The sequence below is a fragment of the Rhodanobacter sp. UC4451_H18 genome (assembly GCF_052978225.1).
Map to the genome: position 1 here is coordinate 3,428,141 of NZ_CM129663.1, position 18,828 is coordinate 3,446,968.

An 18,828-nucleotide genomic window follows, 5' to 3' on the forward strand; every position below is an offset into this window, starting at 1 on the left:
CCGCGCATCCACGATCGGGGCACGTCGCAAACCTGACTGCAGGGAGTCGAAATGGAAGCGCAAATGACCACGTTGTCGGCGGGCATCATGTTGTTCCTGATCATGGACCCGCTGGGCAACATTCCGATCTTCCTCAGCCTGCTCAAGGACGTGCCGCCGCGGCGCCGGCGCCGGGTGATGGTGCGCGAGCTGCTGATCGCGCTCGGCGTGCTGCTGGTGTTCCTGTTCGGCGGCCAGCAGTTCCTGCACCTGATGCAGCTCAAGCCCGACTCGATCAGCGTCGCCGGCGGCATCGTGCTGTTCCTGATCGGCATCCGCATGGTGTTCCCGCCGGCCGACGGCAGCGGCATCTTCGGCAAGCCGGGGCAGGGCGAGCCCTTCATCGTGCCCATGGCGATCCCCGGCGTGGCCGGGCCCTCGGCGATGGCCGCGCTGCTGCTGCTCACCAACACCCAGCCCGGGCGCACCGCGGATTGGGTGCTCGCGCTGCTGCTGGCGTGGCTGGCCACGGCGATCATCCTGCTCAGCTCGACCTACCTGTTCCGCTGGCTGGGCGAGAGCGTGCTGACCGCGCTGGAGCGCGTGATGGGCATGCTGCTGATCGCCTTGTCGGTACAGATGTTCATGTCCGGCGTGGCCTCGTTCCTGCGTTCGATGCCCTGAAAACCATGCCCCGCGGGGGCGGTTGGCCGTCGCCGGGGTGACGTGCCACTGGCATGAAAGTGTCATACAATGCCGTTAAAATTCTTTTAACAATTGGTTGGCAGAGGGAGACAGCTGCCAGCCGCCCGCATCGGTCCCGCGCGGACCGCTGCCGGGAGCCAAGCAGGACCATCAAACGCTTCGCCACCATGCCTGGGCCATCCCGGGTCGCGGCATGTTTGATTCCGTACATACTTTTCTTTTGTCGTTGACTCGAGGGACGAACAAGACATGAACAGCCGAATTCGCACCAAATTGCTGCCGTTTGCGATTGCTGCGTTGCTTGCGGGCGCGCCGGCCGCCGCCCAGAACGTGACCTCCTCCGGCGCGACGGGACGAATCGTCGACGCCAGCGGCCAGCCGGTGGCCGGAGCCACCGTGCAGATCGTGCATGAGCCGTCAGGCACCACCAAGACGGTCACCACCGACGCCGACGGCCGCTACACCGCGCAGGGCCTGCGCGTGGGCGGCCCGTTCGACATCACCGTGTCCAAGACGGGCATGGGGCAGGCGGAAAAGAACAACGTCTACCTGCAACTGGGCCAGGTCTCCTCGATCAACGTGCAGATGAGCACATCCGGGGTTCAGGCCAAGGACCTCAGCGCGGTCACGGTCACCACCTCGGCGCTCAGCCAGATTTTCTCGGCGGACAACAAGGGCCTGTCGATGAACGTCTCGCAGCGCGAGCTGGAGACGACGCCGCAGGGCAACCGTTCGATCGACGACATCGCGCGCCTCGACCCGCGCATCAACGTGACCGACCAGGGCGACGGTTCGATCTCGATGGCCGGCCTGCCGAACCGCTTCAACAACATCAGCGTCGACGGCATTTCCCAGGGCGACCCCTACGGCCTCAACGCCAATGGCCTGCCGTACCAGGGTTCGCCGATCTCGGTCGACACGATCGGCGAGTACAACATCTCCACCGCCAATTTCGACGTCACCTCCGACACGGTCGGTGCCGACATCAATGCGGTCACCAAGTCGGGCACCAACGAGTTTCACGGCTCGGTGTATTACGCCTATCGCAATGCCAACAAGATGGTCGGCAACGCCGGCTGGCTGGACAACGGCGACCGCGGTTACGACTACACCGGCTACCAGCGCGACTGGACCGGCGGCGTCACCGTGGGCGGCCCGATCATCAAGGACAAGCTGTTCTTCTTCTTCTCGGCCGAGCAGGAAAAGACCACCGGTATCGGCGCGGACTCGTCCAACGGCCTGGATCCGTCGCTGACCGGCGCGTCCACCTCCAACAAGATCTCGCCCAGCGACCTGCAGCAGGTGATCGACACCGCCAAGGCGCTTGGCCTGCAGCCGGGCAGCCTGGGCGGCGGTGCGGTCGGCCTGACCGACAAGCGCTACCTCGGCAAGATCGACTGGAACATCAGCAACGACCATCGTGCCAGCTTCACCTACCAGTACACCAAGGAGAACCAGCCCATCGTGCAGGGCAACAGCTCCAAGGAAGTGGGCCTGGACAGCTACTGGTACAGCAAGGACAGCCTGACCAAGAACGCCGCGCTGCAGTTCTACGATGACTGGAGCGAAAACTTCTCGACCGAGGCCAAAATCAGCTATCAGACCTTCGAGCAGTTGGCCGGCAATGCGATCAACCAGCCTCAGGTGAAGGTCTACCTCAGCCCGAATAACAAGGGACCGTCCGTCAACCTGGGCGAAGACCAGTATCGCCACGAGAACGCCGTCAGCACCAAGAAGTGGTCGGCGTTCATCGCCGGTACTTACTTCCTCGGCGATCACACGATCAAGGGCGGCATCGATTTCCAGCGCGACGAGATCTACAACCTGTTCGGCCGCACCGAGCACGGCAATTACACTTTCTACGGACTGGCCAATTTCGCGAACCGCGATTACGCCTCGTATTACTTGTACCAGCCGGCGCCGGGCTACACACTCAATGACGTGGCGGCGCAGTGGGTGTACAGCCAGTACAGCCCGTTCATCCAGGACAGCTGGCAGGTCAACAACAACCTGTCGCTGACCTATGGCCTGCGCATGAACATCCCGCAATCCGACCATGCGCCGTTCTACAACGCCGCGTTCCAGCAGTCGTTCGGCTACCCGAACAACAGCAGCCTGGGTAGCAAGAACAAAGTGGTCGAGCCGCGCTTCGCGTTCAACTACGCCTTCAACACCGAGCGCATGATGCAGTTGCGTGGCGGCATCGGCCTGTTCCAGACCACTCCGCCGACGGTATGGATGACCAACCCCTACCAGAACAATGGTCTCACCGTGTCCACTTATGAATCGTTCGATCCGACGGATGCGCCGTTCAGCCGGGATCCGTACAACCAGAATCGCCCGAGTACGACAACACCGGCGGGAATCGTGGACACGATCGACCCCGACTTCAAGCTGCCCAGCGTGTGGAAGACCACCTTGGCGTTCGATGCCGAACTGCCGTGGTGGGGCTTGATCAGCTCGGTGGAGTTGCAGCACATCCAGGCCGACAACGCAATCTTCTACAAGGCCATCAACATCGGTGCGCCAACCGGCACGATGCCTGACGGTCGCAACCAGTACTGGAAGACCCCGGGCGAGCGCGGCAGCAGCAAAGATGCCGCCGCCAATCGCGACCTGGCATTCGATCAGCAGTCCACGCTGCTCACCAACACAGGGAAGGGCAAGTCCGATAGCTTGACCCTGGCCTTGGCCAAGCCGTTTTCGGAGAGCTGGTTCGGCAACGTGAGCCTCACGTTCAGCCATGCCACCGAGGTCAACCCGGGCAACAGCTCGCAGGCGTTCTCCGGCTACAAGTACGTGGTGCGCGAAAACGTCAACGACGAAGTGGCCGCCACTGCCGACCGCAACATTCCCAAGGCGCTCAAGGCGTCGCTGACCTGGCAGCATGCGTTCTTCGGCAACTACAAGACCAGCGTGTCGGCGTTCTACAACGGCCACAGCGGCCTGCCGTACAGCTGGATCTTCTCCGGCGACTCCAACGGCGACGGCATCACCTACCAGGACCCGATCTACATCCCGACGGTGAACGACGCGAAGGTCAGCTACGGCAGCGCATCGCCCGAACTGATCCAGCAGTTCCAGGACTACATTGCCGGCAACAAGTACCTCAGCCGTCACCGGGGCCAGATTGCTGGCCGCAATACCGATCATTACGGCTGGGTCAACCAGCTCGACATGAGCTTCTCGCAGGAAGTGCCCGGCATCTTCGAGGGCAACAAGGGCGTCGTGCGTCTGGACGTCTACAACTTCCTCAACCTGCTCGACAGCGACTGGGGCCAGACCGTCAACGGCCAGTTCAACACGCGCACGCTGGCCGGCTACGACGGCGTGAATGCGCAGGGCCAGTACATCTACTACCTGCCCACCGACCAGAACGGCAATTACCAGCCGCAGCAGCTGATCCGCTACGACGCCGGTTCCAACCCGACACGCGTGGTGTCGCGCTGGTCGGCCATGCTGACGTTGCGTTACACGTTCTGATCGCTGCATCGTCCCGAAACGAACCGGCACCCCAGGGTGCCGGTTTTTTTTCGCCCGACGGAGAGCGCATCGGCGTCGTGCTGTCTTGACCCGATGATTCGCGCAGCGGATGCTTGGCAACCCGCCACGACACTGCATGAGGCAGTCACGTCGTCAGCGGCAGGAGAGTGGTGGATGAATGATTCCCAGGCCGGCCGTGCCGGCAAAGCGGGCACGGTGAGCGCCCGCATCACGCCGATCGGCGGGCTCGACGTGCTCTCGCGGCACGAGGTGGCGCGACTGCGTGGCGCCAGCGGTTCGGGGCTGCACGCGCTGCTGCGGCGCTGCGCGCTGGCGGTGCTGACTTCCGGCAACTTCAGCGACGATCCGCGCGCGATGCTGGAGCAATACCCCGATTTCGACATCCAGGTGCTGCAGCAGGACCGCGGCATGAAGATCGAGCTCTCGAACGCACCGGCACAAGCGTTCGTCGATGGCGAGATCATCCGCGGCATCAACGAGCTGCTGGTCGCGGTGGTGCGCGACATCGTCTACGTGTCGACCCAGCTCGAACAGGTCGGCTTCGACCTGGATCTTTCCGCGGGCCTGACCCAGGGTGTGTTCGAGATCCTGCGCAACGCCCGCATCCTGAAGCCGCAGGTCGACCCGAACCTGGTGGTGTGCTGGGGCGGCCACTCGATCTCGCGCGAGGAATACGACTACTCCAAGCTGGTCGGCTACCAGCTCGGCCTGCGCGGGCTGGACATCTGCACGGGCTGCGGCCCGGGCGCGATGAAGGGGCCGATGAAGGGCGCCACCATCTCGCACGCCAAGCAGCGGCGCCGGCACAACCGCTACATCGGCATCACCGAGCCGGGCATCATCGCGGCCGAGTCGCCGAACCCGATCGTCAACCACCTGGTGATCATGCCGGACATCGAGAAGCGGCTGGAGGCGTTCGTGCGCCTGGGCCACGGCATCATCGTGTTTCCCGGCGGCGTCGGCACGGCGGAGGAGATCCTCTACCTGCTCGGCATCCTGCTGCACCCGGACAACGCCAGCACGCCGTTCCCGCTGATCTTCACCGGGCCGCGCCATTCGGCCGCCTATTTCGAACAGATCGACCGCTTCCTGAGGCTGACCCTCGGCGACGAGGTGGCGCGGCACTACCAGATCATCGTCGACGATCCGCAGGCAGTGGCGCGCACGATGGTCACGGGGCTGGAGAAAGTGCGCCACAACCGGCTCGACACCAAGGACGCGTTCTTCTTCAACTGGGCGTTGCAGATTCCCGTGGAATTCCAGCAACCGTTCCGGCCCACGCACGAGGCGATGGGTGCGCTGCAGATCCGCCACGGCCGCCCGCGTCACGAGCTTGCCGCCGACTTGCGGCGGGCGTTCTCCGGCATCGTCGCCGGCAACGTGAAGGAAGAGGGCGTGCAGGCGATCGAGCGCAACGGGCCGTTCGCCATCGACGGCGATGTCGACATCATGCGCGCGCTGGACCAGCTGCTGCAGGCCTTCGTGCAGCAGCACCGCATGAAGTTGCCGGGCGGTTCGGCCTACGTGCCTTGCTATCGCGTGATCACCCACTGAATCGGCGGCGGATCATGCGGCCGGCGGCTTGACAGTACGCCGCCGCGTCGACAAACTACGCAGCTCCCGCCCGAATAGCTCAGCTGGTTAGAGCACTTGACTGTTAATCAGGGGGTCGTTGGTTCGAGTCCAACTTCGGGCGCCAGATGCAAGACAAAGGCCGGCAGGAAACTGCCGGCCTTTGTCGTTGGCGGAAACGACGAAGGGCGCCGCAGCGCCCTTCGCGGGTGAGGCCGATGCCGCCTCAGCGCACCTTGAACAGTACCGGCGTCCAGCTGCCGCCGGCATAGGCTTCGCGGCGGCGGCGGTGCATGCGTTCGATGGCCTCCTGGCGGCGAACCTCGGCCCATTCCACGCGGTTCAGCATCAGGCCGGCCTTGCTTTCGCCGCGGCGGGTGGCCTCATTGTCGCGCCAGAGGCGGAAGTCGTCGTAGGCCTCGATTTCGTACTGCAGCTCGCGCATGCACAGCTCGATCATGATGGCGTCGTCGAGGAAGCCCAGTACGGGAACATTGTCGGGGAGGACGTCATCCTGGCTGGAGAAGTACGCAAGCGCGGCCAGCACGTTGTTGCGATCCTCCTCGGGCAGGGCGAAACCGGCGTCCTCGATCATGCTGATCATGGTGTCCAGATGCTTCAGGCGATTGGCGACGAAGTCGGGCAGTTCCGCGCGATTGGTTTCCTCGAGCAGCTTGCGCGCGGCGCCGACGATGCTGATGGCATCCACGGTGTCCACCTGCTTTCGCGCCTCGGTGATGCTGTCGACGAACAGCTTCAGGTCAGCGTCGCTGAGGGTGATGTGCAGTTCCAGGCTCATGGTTGGCGACTCGCGAGGCGGTGGGAAAAGATTGCCAGCCTATGCCAGCCGGCGCATGGCCGTCAATTGGCAGGGGCCGACTCCGCGCGTCCTTGCGACGGGCGATGCAGGGCAGTTCGCGAGCTGCTGCAGCGGACGACGCGGACGTGCGTCGGCGCGCTCAGGAAGCGTCGGAATTGCCGGCGGTCAGTTCCTTCAGCAACTGGAAGATTTCGCGAAAGGCGCGGGGCGGCTTGTTCGGCGTCTCCCGCTCCAGCCGCGCCTGGCGCACCAGTGAGCGCAGGTGCTGGCGATCGACCTGCGGGTGTTCGGCGATCACTTCGGCCAGTGCCGCGTCGTCACCGTCGACCAGCCGGTCGCGGATCGCTTCCAGACGGTGCATCGCAGCGGTGTCCTGGCGCTGCTTCTCGCGGTTCTCGCCGAGCTCGGCGCGCACGGCGGCGAAATCCTCCTCGCCGAAGCGGCGCATGACCTTGGCCAGGAACGCCATCTGGCGCTTCCTGGCGCCGTGTGCGGTGATGCGACGGGTGATCTCGATCTCGCGGCGCACGTCGTCGGGGAGGTCGAGCTTGGCCAGCCGGCTGGCGGGCAGCTCGACCAGTTGGCCGGCGAGCGTCAGCACGGCGAGCGCCTCGCGTCGCTGCTGGGTGCGGCTGGGGCCGTAGTCCTGTTCGTCTAGTTCGGTCTGGTTGCGGCTGCGGCTGGGGCTCACGGGTTCATTCCGGCAGGGGCGGGTGGATCGTCGGCGGCGTTGCCGGCGGGGTCGGCTTCGGCCTGCTCCAGCGCAAAGCGTGCCGTCGGCGTGCCGTGCAGATCAATGGTTTCGGTGAACATGGCGGCCGGCCGCACCCACAGGCCATGTTCGCCGTAGAGTGCCTGATAGACCACCATCGACTCCAGCGTCTCGCTGTGCCGCGCGGTACCCAGCACGCGATAACGCCGGCCCTTGTAGTGGCGATAGATGCCCGGGGCAGGTGGCGAGGGAAGGCTCATGGCTCCTTTCATTCTCCCGCCGCGCCCCCATGTGAACGCTCTGGCGATTGCGAGCCGCCTATTCTACCCGCCCCTTGCCCAGGAAAGACCAACGTGAGTGAAGCCGTCGTCAGCCGCGATAGCAGTACATCCGAACTGGATCGACTCGCCGAGTTGGCCGAGGACGTGATCCGCCGCGCGCGGATCGCCGGCGCCAGCCAGGCCGAAGTGGCCGCCACCATCGACACCGGGCTCAGCGTGAATGTGCGCCTCGGCGAGGTGGAGACGGTCGAGCACACCCGCGATCGCGGCTTCGGGCTCACGGTGTATTTCGGCCAGCGCAAGGGCTCGGCGAGCACGGCCGACCTCCATCCCGACTCGATCCAGGCGACGCTGGACCAGGCCTGCGCGATTGCGCGCTACACCGAGGCCGATCCCGCCGCCGGACTGGCCGATGCCTCGCGCATGGCCAGCGCGTTCCCGGAACTGGACCTGTGGCACCCCTGGGACATCGACACCACGCAGGCGATCGAGCTGGGCATCGCGATCGAGGATGCCGGGCGCGCACATGCCGGCATCAGCAACTCCGATGGCGCCTCCGTGCAGGCCGGGCAGGGTCTGTCCGTGTACGCGAACTCGCACGGTTTCGTGGGCCGCGAGCGCGGCACTCGCCACGCGTTGTCGCTGGCGCTGATCGCCGGCGACGAGGATGGCATGCAGCGCGATTACTGGTACGACAGCGTGCGCGCGGCGGGCGATTTCATCAGCGCGAAGGCGCTCGGCGACAAGGCCGCCGAGCGCACGCTGGCGCGGCTTGGGGCGCGCGGCCTGTCCACCCGGCAATGCCCGGTGCTGTTCGCGCCGGAGCTTGCGCGCGGCGTGATCGGGCATCTGCTCGGGGCGGTCAGCGGTGGCTCGCTGTATCGGCGGGCCAGCTTCCTGCTCGACCATGTGGGCCAGGCGGTGATGCCTGCATGGTTGAATATCGACGAGCGGCCGCATCTTCAGCGCGGCCAGGGCTCGGCCAATTTCGATGCCGAGGGCGTGGCCACGCGCGACAGCGCCCTGATCGAAGGCGGCGTGCTGGCGCGCTACATGCTGGGCAGCTATTCGGCGCGCAAGCTCGGCATGGAATCCACCGGCAACGCCGGCGGCGTGCACAATCTGGTGGTGGCCGCGGGCGCGGCCGATGGCGAGGCGTCCGATTTCGCCGGCATGCTGCGGCGCCTGGGCACCGGTCTGCTGGTCACCGAGGTGATGGGCCAGGGCGTGTCGATCGTCACTGGCGATTATTCGCGTGGGGCCGCCGGTTTCTGGGTGGAGCACGGCCGCATCGTGCATCCGGTGGAAGGCATCACCATCGCCGCCAACCTGCGCGACATGTTCGCCGGCATCGTGGCGGTTGGCGACGATGTCGATCCGCGCTCGCCGGTCCTCACCGGCTCGATCCTGCTCGATCGCATGACCGTCGCCGGCGAGTAGCCGCGCCTCCGGCGGGGTTGGGCCGGTTGGCAGGTTCTTGCGGCAAAGCGGCGCAAGCCTTGCTAGCATCGGCACGACCGGCAAGCGGCCGGTGAGCTTCGACGTCGAAGGAGATGCGCATGAGCGTTCCACCCGAATCCGTCATCCCGCCCGCGCCGACCGATCCGGCGCCGGGCGTTCCGCCTGCCGAGGAAAGACAGTGGGCGATGTTTGCGCATCTGTCCGCGCTGCTCGGTGCGATCCTCACCGGTGCGCTGGGCGGCGGCTGGGGCTGCTTCATCGGCCCGCTGGTGATCTGGCTCATCAAGAAGGACACCATGCCGTTCGTCAACGACCAGGGCAAGGAGGCGCTGAACTTCAACATCACGGTGGCCATCGCGTTCGTGGTGCTGTTCCTGCTCTCGGTGATGACGTTCGGCATCGGCCTGGTCATCGCGATCCCGCTGTGGTTCATCATCGGCATCGCCTGGCTGGTGTTCACCATCATCGCCGCGATCAAGGCCAACGAGGGCGTGACGTATCGCTACCCGTTCACGCTGCGCCTGATCAAGTAGTTCGGCGAGTGGATTGAAAAGGCGGCCTGCGGGCCGCCTTTTCGTTGCCGCGAATCAACGCGTGCGATGCGCCGCGTAGCGGGCCAGCTCTTGCAGCAGCACGGCGCGCGCGCCCCACGGCGTGATCGCCGCCAGCGCGGCATCGGTCAGTTCGGCCAGCCGTGCGCGCGAGGCGTCGAGGCCGATGATCGAGGGGAAGGTGGGCTTGACCGCGGCGGCGTCCTTGCCGGCAGTCTTGCCGATCACTTCAGGGTCGCCTTCCACGTCCAGGATGTCGTCGCGCACCTGGAAGGCCAGGCCGACGGCGCTGGCGTAGCGGTCCAGCGCCTGCAGCGCGTCGTCGTCCGCCGCAGCGACCAGCGCGCCGAGGCGCACCGAGGCGCGGATCAGCGCGCCGGTCTTGCAGCCATGCATGTATTCCAGTTCGGCCAGCTCCAGCGGACACCCGACCGCGGCCAGGTCGAGCGCCTGCCCGCCGGCCATGCCGTCGGCGCCGCAGGCGCGACCCAGCGTTTGCAGCATCGCGATGCGCACGCGGGCGTCGATGGCACCGGCCTCTTCGGCGGCGAGCACCTCGAACGCCAGCGCCTGCAGCGCGTCGCCGGCGAGGATCGCCATCGCCTCGCCGAACACCACGTGGCAGGTCGGCCGGCCGCGGCGCAGCGCGTCGTCGTCCATGGCGGGCAGGTCGTCGTGCACCAGCGAGTAGGCGTGGATCAGTTCCACCGCGCAGGCGGCGGCGTCCAGTGCCGGACCGTCTTCGTCCAGCGCGTGCGCGGTGGCGTAGACCAGCATCGGGCGCAGCCGCTTGCCGCCGCCCATCACGGCATAGTGCATGGCGCGACGCAGATGGTCGGTGGCGTGGGCGGCCGGGGGCAGGCAGCGTTGCAGCGCGCGCTCGGCGCGGGCAACCAGCGACTGCAGGGCAGGGCCGAGTTCGGCGGACTCAGAGTTCGGGTTCAAACGGTTCGGCGCGGTCGGGGGCATCGGGGTCCAGCAGCAGGCGCACGCGCAGTTCCGCTTGTTGCAGCGACTGCTGGCAATGACGGAACAGGCCGATGCCGCGCTCGAACGAGGCAAGCGATTCGTCGAGGCTCAACTCGCCGCCTTCCATCCGGGTGACCAGTTGCTCCAGCTCGTCGAGCGAGTGTTCGAAATCGACGGCGGGAGCGGGGTCGGCAACGGTCTTGGGAGCGGTCTTGGCCATGGCCCGCAACGCTAGCGCAGCGCGGCGGGCGAATCAATCGGCGCGGCGTCGCCGCAAGCCGCGGGCGTGATCTGGATCAGCGTCCGGGGCGCCAGCGGGGCTGCGCGCCGCAGCGGTCGAACAGCTCGGCACCGCGGGCGTTGATCCAGCGGTCGGCCACGGCGATCAGGTCGCCATCTGCATACAGCAGCGGACACGCGTCGCGTCGCCACGGCGGCATCTGCGCCTGCTGGAACAGGTTGCGCAACTCGCGCGTGTGCGGGTTGCCCGCCGGGCGGATGCGCTCGCCGCCGCGGCGCATGCGCACTTGCAGCGGTTGCGCCAGGCGGGTGGCCGGCGCCGTCAGCGCCAGTTCGCCGCCGTCCGGCAGCGCCAGCGGTTCGCCGCTCCAGCGCTGTTGCCAGTCGGGGTCGATCGGTGCCTGTGTCGGCAGGGCCCACAATCGCTGCTTCCAGATGTGCAACTCGGTGCCGGCCCAGCGCACGCACGGCAACTGGCCGGCACGTGCATCGCACTGGCGCTCGATCTGCCGGCGCTGCGCCGCACCGGGAGCGGCCAGTCCGCGCAGGTGCAGCCAGTGGTCGAGCAGCGGTTCGCGCAATGCGGGCAGCAGCGCGCGCCAGCCGGGCAGGTCGAGGCTGCCGCTGGCGTGGTCGTGCAGGGCATCGAACGCGGGGAGCCATTGGCTGCGCAGTGCGTCGGCGGCATCGCGGCTCAGCGCGGCGCTGTGCAGGATCGAGTCGCAGGCCTGCGGCCAGTAACGCAGCAGCCCCGGCAGGATTTCATGGCGCAGGCGATTGCGCGCGAGGCGGATGTCGGCGTTGGAGGGGTCGTCGATGCAGTCGAGTTGGTGGGCGGCGACGTAGTCGAGCAGCGTGGCCCGCGGCAGCTCCAGCAGGGGGCGCCAGAGTTGGCCGGCGCCGAACGGTCGTCGTACGCGCATCCCGCCCAGGCCCTCCGGCCCTGCGCCGCGCAGCAATTTCAGCAGTACGGTCTCGACCTGGTCGTCGCGATGGTGGCCGAACAGCAGCCACTCGCCATCGTGCAGCAGGTCGGCCAGCGCAGCATGGCGGACGTGCCGCGCAGCGGCCTCCAGGCCCTTGCCGCCATCGCGCGGCACGTCCACGCGCACCAGCGCGCAAGGCACGTCGAGGTCCTGGCAGAAGCGAGCGCAGTGTGCCGCCCAACGCGCGCTGTCGGCATGCAAGCCATGATCGACGTGCGCCGCGCGCAACCCGCGTTCCCGGGCCAGCGGTTCGCGGGCCAGCGCGTGCAGCAGGGCGCTGGAATCGGGGCCGCCGCTGAAGGCGACACAGATCGGCGCGGGTGCTGTCGCGGTCAGCGCCGCGAGTAGATGGGCTTGCAGCGGGTCGCTCATTTCTTGTCGGCGCGGGACCGCACGTAAATGTGCTTGCCGTTGCCGATCTGGCGCTCCTCGGTGTCGAACAGGCCGATGCCCTTGATCAGGCCGCTCAGTTTTGCGTAGCCATAGTTGCGCGAGTCGAAGTCGGGCGACTGCTTGTTGATGATGCTGCCGACCGGCCCGAGGCTGGCCCAGCCGGTCTCGTCGGACGCGGCCTCGATCGCATTGCGCAGCATGTTCATCAATTTGCTGTCGCCGCGCAGTTCCTTGGCCGAGCGCTGTTTCGGTGCCGTCTCGGTTTCGGTCTCGCTGGTGCCAGCCAGCACCTCGGTATAGATGAATTTGTCGCAGGCGGTGCGGAACGGCTCCGGCGTCTTCTTCTCGCCGAAACCGTAGACGATGCGCCCCGATTCGCGGATGCGCGAGGCGAGGCGGGTGAAATCGCTGTCGCTGGAGACGATGCAGAAGCCGTCGAAGCGCTCGGCGTAGAGCAGGTCCATCGCGTCGATGATCATCGCCGAGTCGGTGGCGTTCTTGCCGACCGTGTAGCGGAACTGCTGGATCGGCTGGATCGAGTAGCGCAGCAGCGCTTCCTTCCAGCCGTTCAAGTCCGGCTTGGTCCAGTCGCCGTAGATGCGCTTGACGTGGGCGGTGCCGTATTTGGCGATCTCGGCCAGCAGGCCCTCGACGATCGCCGGGCGGGCATTGTCGGCATCGATCAGTACGGCGAGCTTGTCGTGGGCCATGGCGCGCGAGTCCGTCGGAAAGAATGAGCCGATGGTAGCGCTTCGCCGCCTTTCCGCCATTGCCGAAGGAACCCGCTCGCGGGCGATGCTTTCGGAGCCGGGAGTCGGGGATCGGGATTCGCGAAAGCATCGCCCGCGAGCGGGCTCCTACCCGCACAGGCAGGGACGGGGCAAGGGGAGCTATTCCTGATAAGCCCCGTAGCTGCGCAGGCGCTTGTAGCGCTGTTCGAGCAGGTCGGGGACCGGCATCGCCTGCAGCTCGTCGAGCTGGTTCAGCAGCACGGCTTTCAGGCGGATCGCCATCGAGCGCGGGTTGCGGTGGGCGCCGCCGAGCGGCTCGCGGATGAGCTTGTCGATCAGGCCCAGTTCGAGCAGGCGCGGGGCGGTCATGCCCAGGGCCTCGGCGGCGTCTTTTACCTTGTCGGCGCTCTTCCACAGGATCGAGGCGCAGCCTTCGGGCGAGATCACCGAATAGGTGGAGTACTGCAGCATGTTGGTGCGGTCGCCGACGCCGATCGCCAGCGCGCCGCCGGAGCCGCCCTCGCCGATCACGGTGCAGATGATCGGCACCTTGAGTTCGGCCATTTCCAGCAGGTTGCGCGCGATCGCCTCGCTTTGCCCGCGCTCTTCGGCGCCGACGCCGGGGTAGGCGCCCGGGGTGTCGATCAGGGTCAGCAGGGGCAAGCCGAAACGCTCGGCCATCTGCATCAGGCGCAGCGCCTTGCGATAGCCCTCGGGGCGCGGCATGCCGAAGTTGCGGCGCACCTTGGTCTTGGTGTCGCGGCCTTTCTGGTGGCCGATGATCATCACCGGCCGGCCGTTGATGCGGCCCAGGCCGCCCACGATGGCAGCGTCCTCGGCGTACATGCGGTCGCCGGCCAGTTCGTGGAACTCCTCGCAGATCACGCCGATGTAGTCGAGCGTGTAGGGCCGCGCCGGGTGGCGGGAAAGCTGGGTGGTCTGCCAGGAATTGAGGTTGCGGAAGATGTCCGCCGTCTTCACCTTCACCTTCTGCCGCAGGCGCGCCACTTCCTCGTCGATGTTGAACGCCTGGCCATCGCTGGCGTGGCGAAGCTCCTCGATCTTCGCATCCAGTTCGGCGATGGGTTGTTCGAAATCGAGGAAGTTGGGGTTCATTCGTTGCTGTTCATTGCACGGAAGCGCTCAAGTATACCGTTCCGCAAGAAAAGGCGAGAACGGCGCCGTATGGCCGTGATCGGGTCGACAGATGCCTGCCGCGGGCGCGGTGATTGCGTTATCGTCCGCCCCATCGAGCACCCGCCGCCGGATCGCCGCCATGCCCAGCAAACCCATCGACAACGCGAAACTCGACCGCATCGTGGCCGAGGCGCGACGCGCCGCCGAGCAGCGCGAGCTGGGCTATCGCGAGCGGGCGCTGAAGATGTATCCGTGGGTGTGCGGTCGCTGCGCCCGCGAGTTCACGCGCGCCAATCTGCAGGAACTGACCGTGCACCACCGCAACCACGATCACGACTTCAACCCGCCCGACGGCAGCAACTGGGAACTGCTGTGCGTGTACTGCCACGACAACGAGCACGCGCGGCATATCGACCACGTGCGCGGCGGGGTGATGGCAGTGGAGGAAGCGCCGCCGGCGACGGGCAATCCGTTTGCCGACCTGAAGGCGATGATGGAGCGGGGCGGCAAGTAATCCCGCGAAGGCCTACCTGCGTCGATAGATGCCGTCGAAGCGGACGTTGAGTCCGCCGCACTGGTGATTGTCGCTGACCACCAGAAACTTCCCGACCAGGAAGGCGCTCATCTCGCACGCATCGTCGACAAAGGTTGCGTGATGGCCGCTGGGCCGTGCCTCCCCGCCCATGGCGCCCAGGTTGGGGCCGCCGGGGAACTGGTCCGGCGGCGGGTCGGCCATCGGGTAATAGGCTTCGCCGTCGGCACGCAACATGCCGTTGTCATGGCGGATCGTGATGCGGTTGTCCCCCTGCACCCAGTCGCCTTCCCATGCCGACGGTGATGGCTGCGCCAGCACCGGCCGCAGGCGGTTGCGCGGCAGCCAGCCGGCGTGTCCATCCTGGTTGTCGGGAAACATGACGCAGGCGTAGTCGCCGCGGACGTCGCCCGCCAGTACCTGGTCACCCGGGATCAGGTAGGCCTTTTCCCGGCAGCGATCCGCCGTGGAAGGGCAGTCGTCGGTGCCCGCGACGAAGTGGGCGCGTCCGTCGCCGACGACTTCGGCGAGTGTCGTCTGATCGCTGCTGCCATCGCCTCCCTCGCACAGAAACGGCGCGTCGGGATGTGTCTGCTGCGCATGGACGCCGCCGAAAAAAACCAACGCGAACAGCGCGAAAGTCCATTTATAGGCAACGGTCATCGGTCTCTCCATGCGTGCCCGCAGACAGTGGATACATGCGCCCGGCGGTGTCTCAATCCTGCTGCTTGACGATGCGCAGGCGTGCGGCCTGCACTCCGGGCAGCGCGCGCACGGCGCGCAGCAGGGCGGGGATGGCGTCCACGCGCCATTCCTCGCCCAGTTCCAGGTCGGCCTGGGCGCTGCGGTTGCGGTAGCCGTGCAGGGTGACGCTGGCCTGGCCCCCGCGGTAGCCGGCCAGGGTGCGTTGCAGTTGTTCGGCGAAGTCGGCGTGGATGCCGTTCAATTTCAGTTGCAGCAGGCGCGCGTGCCTGCGGCAGGCGTCGTCGAGCGAGCAGGCACTGCGCGCGCGCAACTGGAAACCGCCGCCGGAGAATTCGTCGATGCGCAGGCCGCCGTCGACGACCAACAACTGTCCGCGCGTGAGCAGCGGCGCGGCCTGGTGGTAGATCTCGCCGAAGAAACTCACCTCGATGGCGCCGCCGCCGTCCTCGATGCGCACGAACGCGTCGCTGTCGCCGCGCTTGCGCACGGCGGCGACCATGCCGGCGATGGTCCAGGGCGTGTCCGGGCCGCGGCGGAAGCGGTTCTCGCTGCCGTCGTCGTTGCGGCGCGGCTTCGGCGGCTGGTAGCGGTCGACGATCTCGCCCAGCGGGCAGGTGGACAGCTGCGCCAGCTCGTCTTTCCACGGGTCGGTGGGGTGGCCGGAGAGGTAATGGCCGAGGGTGTCGCGTTCACCTTGCAGGCGTTGTTCCAGCGGCCACTCCGGCGCGGTCGGCAAGTCGATCTCGAGTACCGGCGTGGCCGAGCCCATCGCCGCGCCGAACATGTCGTTCTGGCCCGATTGCCGGTCGCGCTGGTGCTGTTCGGCGGCCTTGACCGCGTCGGGAAGCTGGAGCATCAGGCTGGCGCGGTTGGCCGCCAGCGCGTCCAGCGCGCCGGACAGGATCAGCGCCTCCAGCACCCGCCGATTGAGCTTGCCCGGATCGATCCGGCGGCAGAAATCGGCCAGGTCGGTGTAGCGCCCGTGCGCGCGCTCGGCGACGATCGCCTCGCACACGCCGTGGCCGACGCCCTTGATCGCGCCCAAGCCGTACTGGATGACCTTGGGTTCCACCGCCACGAACATGTACTCGGACGCATTGACGTCCGGCGGCTGCACCACGATGCCCAGTGCGCGCGCTTCGTTGAGGAAGGTGACCGCCTTGTCGGTGTTGTCCATGTCCGCGGAGATCGTCGCGGCCATGAACTCGGCGGGGTAATGTGCCTTCAGCCAGGCGGTCTGGTAGGAGACCAGCGCGTAGGCGGCCGCGTGCGACTTGTTGAAGCCGTAGCCGGCGAACTTCTCCATCAGGTCGAAGATGGCGTCGGCCTTTTCGCCCGAGAGTCCGTCCTTGGCCGCACCCTCGCGGAAGATCGCGCGGTGCTTGACCATCTCCTCGACTTTCTTCTTGCCCATCGCTCGGCGCAGCAGGTCGGCGCCGCCGAGCGTGTAGCCGCCCACGATCTGCGCCATCTGCATCACCTGCTCCTGGTAGACCATGATGCCGTAGGTCTCTTTCAGGATCGGCTCGACGCGCGGGTCGGGATATTCGACTTCCTCGCGGCCGTGCTTGCGCGCAATGAAGCTGGGGATCAGGTCCATCGGGCCGGGGCGGTACAGCGCCACCAGCGCGATGATGTCCTCGAAGCGATCGGGTTTCGCATCCTTCAGCATGCGCTGCATGCCGGAGGATTCGAGCTGGAACACGGCGACCGTCTGCGCCTTCTTCAGCAGCTCGTACGGCGCCGGGTCGTCCAGCGGCAGCGCCGAGATGTCCAGCACCGCCTCGCCGGTTTTCGCGCGGCGCGCGTTGATCGCCTTGACCGCCCAGTCGATGATGGTCAGCGTGCGCAGGCCGAGGAAGTCGAACTTGACCAAGCCGACCGCCTCGACGTCGTCCTTGTCGTACTGGGTGACCACACCGCCGCCGCCGGCTTCGCAGTACAGCGGGGAGAAATCGGTGAGCGGGGTCGGCGCGATCACCACGCCGCCGGCATGCTTGCCGGCGTTGCGGGTGAGGTTTTCCAGGCTCAGCGCCAGGTCGATCAGCGCGTGGGCGTCCTCGTCCTGCGCGTAGGCGTCGCAGAACTCGCGCACCACGCGGTCGGTTTCCTTCTTCGATTTCTCCGACAGGCCCAGTGCGTCGGACAGGGTCAGGTCAAGCGGTCGCGGCGGGATCATCTTGGCCAGCTTGTCGACCTGGCCGTAACCCATGCCGAGCACGCGGCCCGAATCGCGCAGCACCGCCTTGGCCGCCATCGAGCCGTAGGTGATGATCTGGCTGACCTTGTCGCGCCCGTACTTGCGCGCGACGTAGTCGATCACCTCGTCGCGGCGATCCATGCAGAAGTCGATGTCGAAGTCTGGCATCGACACGCGTTCGGGATTCAGGAAGCGCTCGAACAGCAGGTCGAACTGCAGCGGGTCGAGGTCGGTGATCTTCAGCGCCCACGCCACCAGCGAGCCGGCGCCGGAACCACGCCCGGGGCCCACCGGGATGCCGTGTTGCTTGCCCCAGTTGATGAAGTCCGCGACGATCAGGAAGTAGCCGGGGAAGCCCATCTTGACGATGACGTCCAGCTCGCGTTCGAGCCGTGCGTCGTAGTCCGCGCGCGAGTGGCCGGCAGCCAGCGGCGCGAGTGCAAGGCGCTGTTCCAGGCCTTGCCGCGACAGTTCGCGGATGTGGCTGTCGAGGTCGTGGCCCGCCGGCACGGGGAAGTCGGGCAGGTAGTACTTGCCGAACTTGAGTTCCAGCGTGCAGCGCTTGGCCAGCTCGACGGTATTTGCCAGTGCCTCGGGCAGGTCCGCGAACAGCGTCGCCATGTCTCCGGGCGTCTTGAGGTACTGCTGGTCGGTGTATTCCCGCGGGCGCTTGGGGTCGGCCAGCACGCGGCCCTGGTTGATGCACACGCGCGCCTCGTGCGCGTCGAAGTCGGCCTGCTTGAGGAAGCGCACGTCGTTGCTGGCCAGCACCGGCAAGTCGAGCGTGGCGGCCAGGCCCAGGGCGGCGCTGTTCCAGAGCTCCTCGCCGTCGCGGCCGCAGCGGGTCAACTCCAGGTACAGCCGATCCGGAAACAGTCGTGCCAGCGCGCGCAGTTTCGCCAGCGCGGCGTCGCCGCCCTGGTGCACCGCGATGCGGGCTACTTCGCTGTCGCGGCCGAGCAGGGCGATCAACCCGCTGCAGGCCTCGCCATGCAACCAGCCGGCGTCGATCAGCGCGCGTCCGCCGTGCTGGCCCTCCTGCCAGGCACGCGACACCAGCCGCGACAGGTTGAGGTAGCCGTCATGGTCCTGGCACAGCAGGGTCAGCCGCCACGGGCGCGGATCGTCCGGCGCGGAGACCAGCAGGTCGCAACCGCCGATGGCCTTGATTCCGGCCGCGCTGCAGGCTTTGTAGAACTTGACCAGCGCGAACATGTTGCATTCGTCGGTCAACGCCACCGCCGGGATGCCGTCGCGCACGCAGGCGGCGACCAGCGCCTTGATGCGGATGGTCGAGTCGACCAGCGAGTACTCGCTGTGCAGGTGAAGGTGGGCGAAGCTGGCGGTCAT

Annotated in this window: 16 protein-coding genes and 1 tRNA gene; 7 read left to right on the top strand and 10 right to left on the bottom strand. The window is 66.9% G+C overall.

Annotation, left to right across the window (positions count from 1 at the left end; all coding sequences use genetic code 11):
• Positions 1-63: 63 nt before the first annotated feature.
• The 4 genes from ACVCMG_RS15355 (at position 64) to ACVCMG_RS15370 (ending at position 5,887) form a co-directional block, all read left to right on the top strand.
• Positions 64-663, top strand: a complete 600-nt coding sequence (locus tag ACVCMG_RS15355; protein ID WP_395119760.1) for a YhgN family NAAT transporter — start codon at positions 64-66, stop codon at positions 661-663.
• Positions 664-933: 270 nt separating this feature from the next.
• Positions 934-4,167 carry a TonB-dependent receptor gene (locus tag ACVCMG_RS15360; protein WP_447114495.1) on the top strand — a complete coding sequence of 1,078 codons (3,234 nt, stop codon included), beginning with the start codon at positions 934-936 and terminating at the stop codon, positions 4,165-4,167.
• Positions 4,168-4,341: 174 nt separating this feature from the next.
• On the top strand, positions 4,342-5,742 hold the full coding sequence (ppnN, locus tag ACVCMG_RS15365) for a nucleotide 5'-monophosphate nucleosidase PpnN (RefSeq protein ID WP_395119758.1): 1,401 nt from the start codon (positions 4,342-4,344) through the stop codon (positions 5,740-5,742).
• A 68-nt stretch (positions 5,743-5,810) separates the two neighbouring features.
• Positions 5,811-5,887 (top strand) — tRNA-Asn (locus ACVCMG_RS15370).
• A gap of 99 nt (positions 5,888-5,986) precedes the next feature.
• Here ACVCMG_RS15370 and ACVCMG_RS15375 read toward each other — a convergent pair.
• The 3 genes from ACVCMG_RS15375 to ACVCMG_RS15385 all read right to left on the bottom strand — a co-directional run bounded on the left by ACVCMG_RS15375 (position 5,987) and on the right by ACVCMG_RS15385 (position 7,552).
• The gene (locus ACVCMG_RS15375; RefSeq protein WP_395119757.1) at positions 5,987-6,559 is read right to left on the bottom strand and encodes a YkvA family protein; all 573 of its coding nucleotides are present in this window, start codon (positions 6,557-6,559) and stop codon (positions 5,987-5,989) included.
• A gap of 160 nt (positions 6,560-6,719) precedes the next feature.
• Positions 6,720-7,271, bottom strand: a complete 552-nt coding sequence (gene yjgA / locus ACVCMG_RS15380) for a ribosome biogenesis factor YjgA (protein ID WP_395119756.1) — start codon at positions 7,269-7,271, stop codon at positions 6,720-6,722.
• On the bottom strand, positions 7,268-7,552 hold the full coding sequence (locus ACVCMG_RS15385; RefSeq protein WP_395119755.1) for a DUF1653 domain-containing protein: 285 nt from the start codon (positions 7,550-7,552) through the stop codon (positions 7,268-7,270). The genes yjgA and ACVCMG_RS15385 overlap by 4 nt, the downstream gene beginning before the upstream one ends.
• 93 nt (positions 7,553-7,645) lie before the next feature.
• Between ACVCMG_RS15385 and pmbA the strand changes: the two genes are divergently transcribed.
• Positions 7,646-9,013: a metalloprotease PmbA gene (gene pmbA, locus ACVCMG_RS15390; RefSeq protein WP_447098365.1), complete on the top strand. Its 1,368-nt coding sequence runs from the start codon at positions 7,646-7,648 to the stop codon at positions 9,011-9,013.
• 119 nt (positions 9,014-9,132) lie between these two features.
• Positions 9,133-9,567, top strand: coding sequence for a DUF4870 domain-containing protein (locus ACVCMG_RS15395; RefSeq protein WP_395119753.1), 435 nt, complete (start codon positions 9,133-9,135; stop codon positions 9,565-9,567).
• A 54-nt stretch (positions 9,568-9,621) separates the two neighbouring features.
• On the opposite strand, the gene ACVCMG_RS15400 is transcribed toward ACVCMG_RS15395, so the two are convergent.
• The 5 genes from ACVCMG_RS15400 to ACVCMG_RS15420 form a co-directional block, all read right to left on the bottom strand.
• Complete coding sequence (locus ACVCMG_RS15400) at positions 9,622-10,530, bottom strand: polyprenyl synthetase family protein (RefSeq protein WP_447114496.1); 909 nt, start codon at positions 10,528-10,530, stop codon at positions 9,622-9,624.
• Positions 10,514-10,774: an exodeoxyribonuclease VII small subunit gene (locus tag ACVCMG_RS15405; protein WP_395119751.1), complete on the bottom strand. Its 261-nt coding sequence runs from the start codon at positions 10,772-10,774 to the stop codon at positions 10,514-10,516. The genes ACVCMG_RS15400 and ACVCMG_RS15405 overlap by 17 nt, the downstream gene beginning before the upstream one ends.
• Before the next feature lie 76 nt (positions 10,775-10,850).
• On the bottom strand, positions 10,851-12,152 hold the full coding sequence (gene tilS, locus ACVCMG_RS15410; RefSeq protein ID WP_447114497.1) for a tRNA lysidine(34) synthetase TilS: 1,302 nt from the start codon (positions 12,150-12,152) through the stop codon (positions 10,851-10,853).
• The gene (locus ACVCMG_RS15415; protein WP_395119749.1) at positions 12,149-12,883 is read right to left on the bottom strand and encodes an NYN domain-containing protein; all 735 of its coding nucleotides are present in this window, start codon (positions 12,881-12,883) and stop codon (positions 12,149-12,151) included. Before ACVCMG_RS15415 ends, tilS begins: the two co-directional genes overlap by 4 nt.
• 180 nt (positions 12,884-13,063) lie before the next feature.
• Positions 13,064-14,020 carry an acetyl-CoA carboxylase carboxyltransferase subunit alpha gene (locus ACVCMG_RS15420; RefSeq protein ID WP_395119747.1) on the bottom strand — a complete coding sequence of 319 codons (957 nt, stop codon included), beginning with the start codon at positions 14,018-14,020 and terminating at the stop codon, positions 13,064-13,066.
• Between the two features lie 160 nt (positions 14,021-14,180).
• Between ACVCMG_RS15420 and ACVCMG_RS15425 the strand changes: the two genes are divergently transcribed.
• Positions 14,181-14,555, top strand: a complete 375-nt coding sequence (locus ACVCMG_RS15425; protein WP_447114498.1) for a YajD family HNH nuclease — start codon at positions 14,181-14,183, stop codon at positions 14,553-14,555.
• A 12-nt stretch (positions 14,556-14,567) separates the two neighbouring features.
• On the opposite strand, the gene ACVCMG_RS15430 is transcribed toward ACVCMG_RS15425, so the two are convergent.
• Positions 14,568-15,236, bottom strand: coding sequence for a hypothetical protein (locus tag ACVCMG_RS15430; RefSeq protein WP_447114499.1), 669 nt, complete (start codon positions 15,234-15,236; stop codon positions 14,568-14,570).
• 52 nt (positions 15,237-15,288) lie between these two features.
• Positions 15,289-18,828: a DNA polymerase III subunit alpha gene (dnaE, locus tag ACVCMG_RS15435; RefSeq protein WP_447114500.1), complete on the bottom strand. Its 3,540-nt coding sequence runs from the start codon at positions 18,826-18,828 to the stop codon at positions 15,289-15,291.